Origin of the sequence: Streptomyces sp. IBSBF 3136, assembly GCF_036815105.1 — a bacterium.
Taxonomy (GTDB): Bacteria; Actinomycetota; Actinomycetes; order Streptomycetales; family Streptomycetaceae; genus Streptomyces.
Genome location: NZ_JAJSZC010000292.1, coordinates 1 through 8051, shown reverse-complemented (window position 1 = coordinate 8051; position 8051 = coordinate 1). Strand labels below are relative to the sequence as shown.

The 8051-nt window shown below is 74.2% G+C and carries 7 protein-coding genes and 1 pseudogene; 3 read left to right on the top strand and 5 right to left on the bottom strand.

Annotated features, from left to right (window positions below; all coding sequences use genetic code 11):
* Positions 1 to 203 (bottom strand): annotated as a pseudogene (locus V7E45_RS36455) (hypothetical protein); the annotation flags it as partial.
* Positions 204 to 476: 273 nt separating this feature from the next.
* Here V7E45_RS36455 and V7E45_RS36450 point away from each other — a divergent pair.
* The gene (locus tag V7E45_RS36450) at positions 477 to 1679 is read left to right on the top strand and encodes an amino acid deaminase/aldolase (protein ID WP_333778567.1); all 1203 of its coding nucleotides are present in this window, start codon (positions 477 to 479) and stop codon (positions 1677 to 1679) included.
* A gap of 16 nt (positions 1680 to 1695) precedes the next feature.
* On the opposite strand, the gene V7E45_RS36445 is transcribed toward V7E45_RS36450, so the two are convergent.
* Genes V7E45_RS36445 through V7E45_RS36430 form a run of 4 tightly spaced genes read right to left on the bottom strand, consistent with a single transcriptional unit; the run spans position 1696 to position 6498 of the window.
* Positions 1696 to 2925 carry a haloacid dehalogenase-like hydrolase gene (locus tag V7E45_RS36445; protein WP_333778566.1) on the bottom strand — a complete coding sequence of 410 codons (1230 nt, stop codon included), beginning with the start codon at positions 2923 to 2925 and terminating at the stop codon, positions 1696 to 1698.
* Positions 2926 to 2951: 26 nt separating this feature from the next.
* Entirely contained in the window at positions 2952 to 3734 is a 783-nt protein-coding gene (locus V7E45_RS36440) for a 3-oxoacyl-ACP reductase (protein WP_333778565.1), read from the bottom strand.
* Positions 3731 to 5122 carry an aldehyde dehydrogenase family protein gene (locus V7E45_RS36435; RefSeq protein ID WP_333778564.1) on the bottom strand — a complete coding sequence of 464 codons (1392 nt, stop codon included), beginning with the start codon at positions 5120 to 5122 and terminating at the stop codon, positions 3731 to 3733. Before V7E45_RS36435 ends, V7E45_RS36440 begins: the two co-directional genes overlap by 4 nt.
* An 11-nt stretch (positions 5123 to 5133) precedes the next feature.
* On the bottom strand, positions 5134 to 6498 hold the full coding sequence (locus tag V7E45_RS36430) for a glutamine synthetase family protein (RefSeq protein ID WP_333778563.1): 1365 nt from the start codon (positions 6496 to 6498) through the stop codon (positions 5134 to 5136).
* 95 nt (positions 6499 to 6593) lie between these two features.
* Here V7E45_RS36430 and V7E45_RS36425 point away from each other — a divergent pair, with 95 nt between their 5' ends.
* A complete protein-coding gene (locus V7E45_RS36425; RefSeq protein ID WP_333778562.1) occupies positions 6594 to 7346 on the top strand; it encodes a FadR/GntR family transcriptional regulator in 753 nt (250 codons plus the stop codon).
* Positions 7347 to 7407: 61 nt separating this feature from the next.
* On the top strand, positions 7408 to 8051 hold a 644-nt coding region (locus tag V7E45_RS36420; RefSeq protein WP_333778561.1), incomplete at its 3' end, for a gamma-glutamyl-gamma-aminobutyrate hydrolase family protein.

The window sequence follows — 8051 nt, the reverse complement described above, 5'->3', positions numbered from 1 at the left end:
CGCCCGACCCCGGTCCGGTCTCCCCGTCCGGCGGCGGAGGGGCCGCCCGGACCGGGGTCGGGCGTGGGGCGGCCGGCCGGGGTGCGAGGGGCGAACACGGAGGGCTCGTCGTCGAACTCGGCGCCCGTGGGCGGCGTGGGCTGCGGCTGCTCGGACGCGCCGGGACGACCGGGGACCGGGGCGCGGCGCGCTTCCGTGCTCAATGCACCCCCCGTTTCCTCGTGCCCGGGCCGTTTCCTCGTACGCGGGCCGTTCCAGCAGCGGCCGCGCCCGGGGTGAAGAGTCCGTCCGGGCACGCATACCCGTACGGCTGGACCGGCATCCCGGTTCAGGTGAGGCGGCCGGGGGCGTCCCGCCGTACGTGCGCGTCACTCTACGGGTTGTCCGAGAGAGCGCGAGCACCAGTCCGCACCCCGGGGGCATCTGCCCGGAACGTCCCCCTACCCTGCGGTAATCCTGTCTGGCAGGCTTCCGTCATGACTGCGCGCGCCGCCGACCGGGCCCGTTACGACCGGGCCACAGCCCATCTCGACGCCCCTCTCGCGATCGTGGACCTGGACGCCTTCGACGCCAACGCGGACGACCTCGTCCGCCGCGCCGCGGGCAAGCCCGTCCGGGTCGCCAGCAAGTCGGTCCGCTGCCGGGCCCTGTTGGAACGCGTCCTGTCCAGGGACGGGTTCCAGGGCATCATGTCGTTCACCCTCGCCGAGTCGCTGTGGCTGGCGCGCTCCGGGTTCGAGGACGTCCTGCTGGCCTATCCCTCCGCCGACCGGTCCGGTTTCGCGGAGCTGGCCGCCGACCCCAAACTCGCCGGCGCCGTCACCGTGATGGTCGACGACGTCGCGCACCTGGACCTGATCGACGCGGCCCGCGACGGCGGGCGCGAAGAGGTGCGGGTCTGCCTGGAGCTGGACACCTCGCTGAAGCTGCTGGGCGGCCGGGTGCGGGTCGGGGCGCGCCGCTCGCCACTGCACTCCCCCGCCCAACTCGCCGAGCTGGCCCGGGCGGTGGGACGGCGGCCGGGGTTCCGGCTGGTGGGGATCATGGCGTACGAGGGGCATGTCGCCGGGGTCGGGGACTCGGTGGCCGGGCGGCCGCTGCGGTCGCGGGCCGTCCGGCTGATGCAGGCCGCCGCCCGGCGCGAGCTGGCCGAGCGGCGGGCCGCCGTGGTGCGGGCCGTCCGGGCGGTGGCGCCGGACCTGGAGTTCGTCAACGGCGGTGGCACGGGCAGTGTGCAGCACACCGCCGCCGAGGACGCGGTCACGGAGATAGCGGCCGGTTCGGGGCTGTACGTGCCTCGTCTCTTCGACAACTACACGTCGTTCAACGGCCGTCCGGCCGCGCTGTTCGCCCAGCCCGTCGTACGGCGGCCGGGCGTGGGTGTGGTGACCGTGCTCGGCGGCGGCTACCCGGCCTCCGGCGCGCCGGGACCCGACCGGCTGCCGGTGCCGTACCTGCCCGAGGGGCTGAAGTACGACCCGCAGGAGGGTCCCGGTGAGGTGCAGACGCCGTTGCTCGGCGCCCCCGCCGACGACCTGCTGATCGGTGACAAGGTGTGGTTCCGGCACGCCAAGGCGGGCGAGCTGTGCGAGCGGTTCGACACGCTGCACCTGATCGAGGGGGACGCGGTGACGGCGACCGCGCCCACCTACCGGGGCGAGGGGCGGACCTTCCTCTGAGCGCGGGCCGCCGGGCTCAGTACACGGTGTCCGGCTGGTCCGGCACCACCGAGCCGTCCGGGCGTCGCAGCGGTCCCGGCACGCCGTCGGAGGAAGTGCGGGCGGTGGTCGCGCACGGGTACGGCCGCGGCCGGCGCGGCAGCGGGTCGATGAACATCGGCTCGATCAGCCAGCGGCCGTCGGCGTCGTCGTACGCCCGGCACATCAGCTCCGGCTTGTTGCGGTTGATCACGAGGTGGGCGCCGGTGACGTCGGCGACGAAGGTCACGTCGGTGTCGGCGTCGCCGGCCGCGACCGCCGGCCGGTGCCGCGGGGGCTGCCGCCGCCAGGCGTCGGCGCCGTGGACGCCGTACACCTCCTGGTTGATCCAGCAGCGTTTGCCGTCGATGTAGGGGATGACCGCGCCGCGGGACGCCGGGGCGCCGCCGCAGCCCTCGGTGCGCGTGGTGATGCGGCCCCGGCCGTCGAGGACCGGGCGGATGGCGATGGTGTGGGCGGCGTCGACGCCGACGGCCCGGGACCAGACCTCGGTGACGGGTTCGGCGCCCGCCGAGACGACGTAGACCCGGAAGCCGGCCCGGTGGAGCGTGCGGATCAGGTCGCGCTGCTGGTCGTAGTAGCGGACGTAGGCGGGGACGGTCCGGGTGCCGAGGGTGCGGGTGGCGCCGACGGGTGCGGCGAGCGCCTCGCGGCGGGCGGCCGTGGCGTAGGAGGCGAGTTCGGCGGGGGTGCGGCCGGCGAAGAGCTGCGGGACCCAGGCGTACTGCGGGACGGTGCGCCGGTGGTTCCAGGACCCGGCGAAGGCGGGCGCGCCGCTGGTGGTGGTGCCGTTCTCGCGGACGCTCACGATCTCGTCGGTGCAGCGGGGCGCGGTGGAGGTGCGCAGGGGTGCGCCCGCGCCGGTGCCGCACGCGGCCGTGAGGGCCCGGTCGGCGGCACCGGTCAGCCAGGCGCTGGTGTCCTTCCAGCGCGCGGGCCTCGGCAGCCGGTCGTGGCGCAGGGCCCAGGAGAGGGTGGCGTCGGTGACGTCGTTCTTGGTGACCGTGTTGTCCCAGTCGAAGACGGCGACCGCGCCCGTGTGCCCGGAGCAGGTGCCGCGGGCGTCGATCACCCGCTGGAGGCGGGCGCGGTGGTCGCCGTGCCACCGGCCGCCGAGCCGGGGGCAGTCGGGTGCGGCCGCCGGTGCGGTGGGCGCGGCGGTCAGGACGGCGGCCGCTGCCAGGATCCACGCGAGATGCTGTCGCATATCACGGGGACCGTACACCTTTGTCCCTACAGGGGGGTGACGTACGCGCCCGAGATCCCGCCGTCGACCAGGAAGTCGGTGGCGTTGACGAAGGAGGAGTCGTCGCTGGCGAGGAAGGCCACGGCGGCGGCGATCTCCTCCGCCTCGGCGAACCGGCCGGCCGGGATGTGCACGAGCCGGCGGGCGGCCCGCTCCGGGTCCTTGGCGAACAGTTCCCGCAGCAGCGGGGTGTCGACCGGTCCGGGGCACAGGGCGTTGACCCGGATGCCCTCGCGGGCGAACTGCACGCCCAGCTCGCGGGACATGGCGAGGACCCCGCCCTTGGAGGCGGTGTAGGAGATCTGCGAGGTGGCCGCGCCCATCCGGGCCACGAAGGAAGCCGTGTTGATGATGGAGCCCTTGCCCTGGCGGCGCATGTAGGGGATGGCGGCCTTGCAGCACAGGTAGACGGAGGTGAGGTTGACCTCCTGGACGCGCTTCCACGCCTCCAGGCCGGTCTCCAGGATGGAGTCGTCGTCGGGCGGTGAGATGCCGGCGTTGTTGAAGGCGATGTCGACGCTGCCGTAGGTGTCGTACGCCGTCCGGAACAGCGCCTCGACCTGCTCGGGGTCGGTGACGTCGACCTGGACGAAGAGTCCGCCGACCGCGTCGGCGGCGGCCTTCCCGGCGGTGGTGTCGATGTCGCCGCAGACCACATGGGCGCCCTCGGCGGCGAGGCGGCGGGCGGTGGCGAGGCCGATGCCGCTGCCGGCTCCGGTGACGACGGCGGTACGGCCGGTCAGACGGCGGCAGACGTGGGATTCGGTCACTGTGCGGGGCCCTCCGTGCTGATGAAGACGTTCTTGGTTCCGGTGAAGGCGGTCAGGGCGTCGGGGCCCAGCTCGCGGCCGAGGCCGGACTGCTTGAAGCCCCCGAACGGGGTCCAGTAACGGACGCTCGAGTGGGAGTTGACGGACAGGTTGCCCGCGCGGACGGCCTGGGAGACGCGCAGGGCGCGGCCGACGTCCCGGGTCCAGACGGAGCCGGACAGGCCGTAGGGGGTGTCATCGGCGAGGCGGACCGCGTCCGCCTCGTCGGTGAACGGGAGCAGGACGGCGACGGGGCCGAAGATCTCCTCGCGGGCCGCCCGGCCGTCGTGCCGCTCCCCGGTGAGGACGGTGGGCGGGAACCAGAAGCCGGGCCCCTCGGGGGCGCTGCCGCGCAGCGCGGGCGCGTCCTCGGGGACGTAGGACCGTACCCGGTCGAGCTGCTGACGGGAGATCAGCGGGCCCATCTGCGTCCTGGCGTCGGCGGGGTCGCCCACGACCACGGCGGCGAGCGCCTCGGCGAGGATGTCGCGGGCCTCCTCGTACACCGTCTCCTGGACCAGGACGCGGGTGCGGGCGCAGCAGTCCTGGCCGGCGTTGTCCAGGAAGGAGAAGGGGTCGAGCGCGGCCTTGAGATCCGCGTCGGCGAAGACGACGTTGGGGCTCTTGCCGCCGAGTTCCAGGGTGACCGGCTTGACCAGGCGGGCGCAGCGCTCCATGATCTCGCGGCCGGTGCGGGTGGAGCCGGTGAACACGATCTTGGCGACGCCGGGGTGGTCGGTCAGGGCGCGGCCCGCGATGCGGCCGTGGCCGGGCAGCACCTGGAAGAGGTGTTCGGGCAGGCCCGCCTCCAGGGCGAGTTCCGCCAGCCGCAGGGCGGTGAGCGGGGTGGTCTCGGCGGGCTTGAGGACGACGGCGTTGCCCGCGGCGAGGGCCGGGAAGGCGCCCCAGGCGGCGATGGGCATGGGGAAGTTCCAGGGGGCGATCACGCCGACGACACCGAGGGGTTCGTGGAAGGTGACGTTCCAGCCGCCGGGGACCGGGATCTGCCGGCCGAGGAGGCGTTCGGCGCCGCCGGCCGCGTACAGCAGCAGGTCGCGGGCGTTGCCGGCCTCCCAGCGTGCGTTGCCGATCGTGTGGCCGGCCTCGCGCACCTCCAGGCCGGCCAGTTCCTCGACGTGCGCGTCCACCACGTCGGCGTAGCGGCGCAGCAGGCGGGCGCGGTCGGCGGGCGCGAGGGCGGCCCAGGCGGGCTGGGCGCGCGCGGCGCGGACGACGGCGGCGTCCACGTCGGCGGCGTCGGCGGCGGGGACGGTGGCGACGACCTTCTCGGTGGCGGGGTCGAGGACCGTCAGCTCGTGCGGGTCTGACGGCTCGGACGGTTCGGGCACGGGTCGGCCTTTCACAGACGTTCGAAGGAGCGGCGCAGTTCCCAGTCGGTGACCGCTGCGTCGAAGGCCTCCACTTCGACGCGTGCCATGTTGCGGTAGTGGGCGACGACCTCCTCGCCGAAGGCCGCCTTGGCGATCGGGCTGGTCTCCCAGAGTTCGGCGGCCTCGCGCAGGGTGGTCGGGACGTGGGCGAGGTCGGCGGCGTAGGCGTTGCCGGTGCAGGGCTCGGGCAGTTCGAGTTTCCGCTCGATGCCGTACAGGCCGGCGGCGACGAGTCCGGCGACGGCGAGATAGGGGTTGACGTCGCCGCCGGGGAGGCGGTTCTCGAAGCGCAGGGAGCGGCCGTGGCCGACGACGCGCAGGGCGCAGGTGCGGTTGTCGGGGCCCCAGGCGACGGCGGTGGGGGCGAAGGAGCCCGGCTGGAACCGCTTGTAGGAGTTGATGTTGGGGGCGTACAGGAGCGAGAAGTCGCGCAGGGCGGCGAGTTGCCCGGCGAGGAAGTGGCGCATGACCTCGGACATGCCGCCGTCCCCGTCACCGGCCATGGCGTTGGCGCCGTCCGCGTCGGTGAGCGAGAGGTGGATGTGGCAGGAGTTGCCCTCGCGTTCGTTGAACTTGGCCATGAAGGTCAGGGAGACGCCCTCCTGCGCGGCGATCTCCTTGGCACCGGTCTTGTAGAGGGCGTGCTGGTCGCAGGTGACGAGGGCCTCGTCGTAGCGGAAGGCGATCTCGTGCTGGCCGGGGTTGCACTCGCCCTTGGCCGACTCGACGGTGAGGCCGGCGCCGGCCATGTCGTTGCGCAGGCGGCGCAGCAGGGGCTCGATACGGCCGGTACCGAGCACGGAGTAGTCGATGTTGTACCGGTTGACCGGGGTCAGGTCCCGGTAGCCGGCGTCCCACGCCTGCTCGTAGCTGTCCTTGAAGACGATGAACTCCAGCTCGGTGCCGACCTGGGCGGTGTAGCCGAGTTCGGCGAGGCGGTCGAGCTGGCGGCGCAGGATCTGGCGCGGGGCGGCGACCACCGGGGAGCCGTCGTGCCAGGCGAGGTCGGCGACGAGCAGGGCGGTGCCGGGGTGCCAGGGGACGCGGCGCAGGGTGGACGGGTCGGGGTGCATGGCGAAGTCGCCGTAGCCGCGGTCCCAGGAGGACATCGCGTAACCGTCGACGGTGTTCATCTCCGTGTCGACGGCGAGGAGGTAGTTGCAGCCCTCGGTGCCGTGCGCGAGCACCTCGTCGAGGAAGAACCGGGCGGCGAACCGCTTGCCCTGGAGCCGTCCCTGCATGTCGGGGAAGGCCAGGACGACGGTGTCGATCTCACCGCCGGCGACGAGGGCCCGCAGCTCCTCGACGCTCAGCGGGGGTGTGCGGTCTGCCACGGCAGAGCCTCCTTGGGCTTCTTCGCGTGTTGCGGCGGGGCCGGGAGCCATAAGGTATGGCCACGAACCATTGCCTGGGAAGGGGGCACGGCCGGATGCCGCGGGAGACGGATGCGCGGGGGGTGCGGGCGCCGGGTGCCGTCGACCGGCTCGCCCCGGTGCTGCGGCCGGTGCGGGCGGGCAACGGCTTCGAGGAGGCGCTGGAACAGCTCCTCCAGGTGGTGCGCCTCGGCCTGGTGCCGGGCGGCGAGCGGCTGCCGGCCGAGCGGGAGCTGGCCGAACGGCTCGGGATCAGCCGGGTGACGCTGCGCGAGGTGCTGAGGGTGCTCCAGGACCAGGGCCTGGTCGAGGCGAGGCGCGGACGGTACGGCGGAACGTTCGTGCTGCCCCGCGCGGACGCGGGCGGCGAGGACGAACTGCGGCGCCGGATCGCCGAGGTCGACATCGAGGACGTGCTGCGCTTCCGCGAGGTGCTGGAGGTCGGGGCGGCCGGACTGTGCGCGGCGCACGGGCTGACGGCGGAGCGGGGCGCGCGGTTGCGGGCGGCCCTGGAGCGCACCCGCGAGGCGCCGCTCGCGGACTACCGGCGGCTGGACACGCTGCTGCACCTGACGCTGGCCGAGCTGTGCGGTTCCCCGTCGCTCGCCGCGCAGTACGCGGCGGTCCGGGCGACCGTCAACGACCTGCTGGACTGCATCCCACTGCTGGTGCGCAACCTGGAACACTCGCAGCGCCAGCACACCGCCCTGGTGGAGGCGGTGCTCGCGGGGGACGCGGACGGCGCGCGTGAGGCCATGCGGGAGCACTGCGGGGGGACCGCGGCGCTGCTGCGGGGGTTCCTGGCGTGAGGCCGCCCCGCCGCGGTGGGGCAGAGGTATGTGGGTGGACCTTTGGACTTGGAGGGGCCGCGTGGGCGTACGACCGCTGATCGGTGTCAGCACCTACCTGGAGACCGGTGCGCGCTGGGGCGTGTGGGAGCTGGAGGCGGCGCTGCTGCCGGCCGCGTATCCCCGGCTGGTGCAGCGGGCCGGGGGGCTCGCGGCGATGCTGCCGCCGGACGCGCCGGAGCACGCGGCGGCCGCGGTGGCCCGGCTCGACGGGCTGGTGATCGCCGGCGGGCCGGACGTCGACCCCGGTCGGTACGGCGCCGAGCGGTCGCCCCGCACGGGGCCGCCCGCCCCTGAGCGGGACGCCTGGGAACTGGCCCTGATCGACGCCGCCCTGGCCGCGCGCGTGCCGCTGCTCGGGATCTGCCGGGGCATGCAGCTGCTGAACGTGGCGCTCGGCGGCACGCTGGTGCAGCATCTCGACGGGCACGCCGAGTTGGTCGGCGTGTTCGGCGGGCATCCGGTGAAGCCGGTGCCGGGCACGCTGTACGCCGGGATCGTCCCGGAGGAGCTGATGGTGCCGACGTACCACCATCAGGCGGTTCGGCGGCTCGGTGAACGGCTGGTGCCGTCCGCCCACGCGGCCGACGGGACGGTGGAGGCGGTCGAGCTGCCGGCGGCGGAGGGGTGGGTGCTGGGGGTGCAGTGGCATCCGGAGATGGGGGA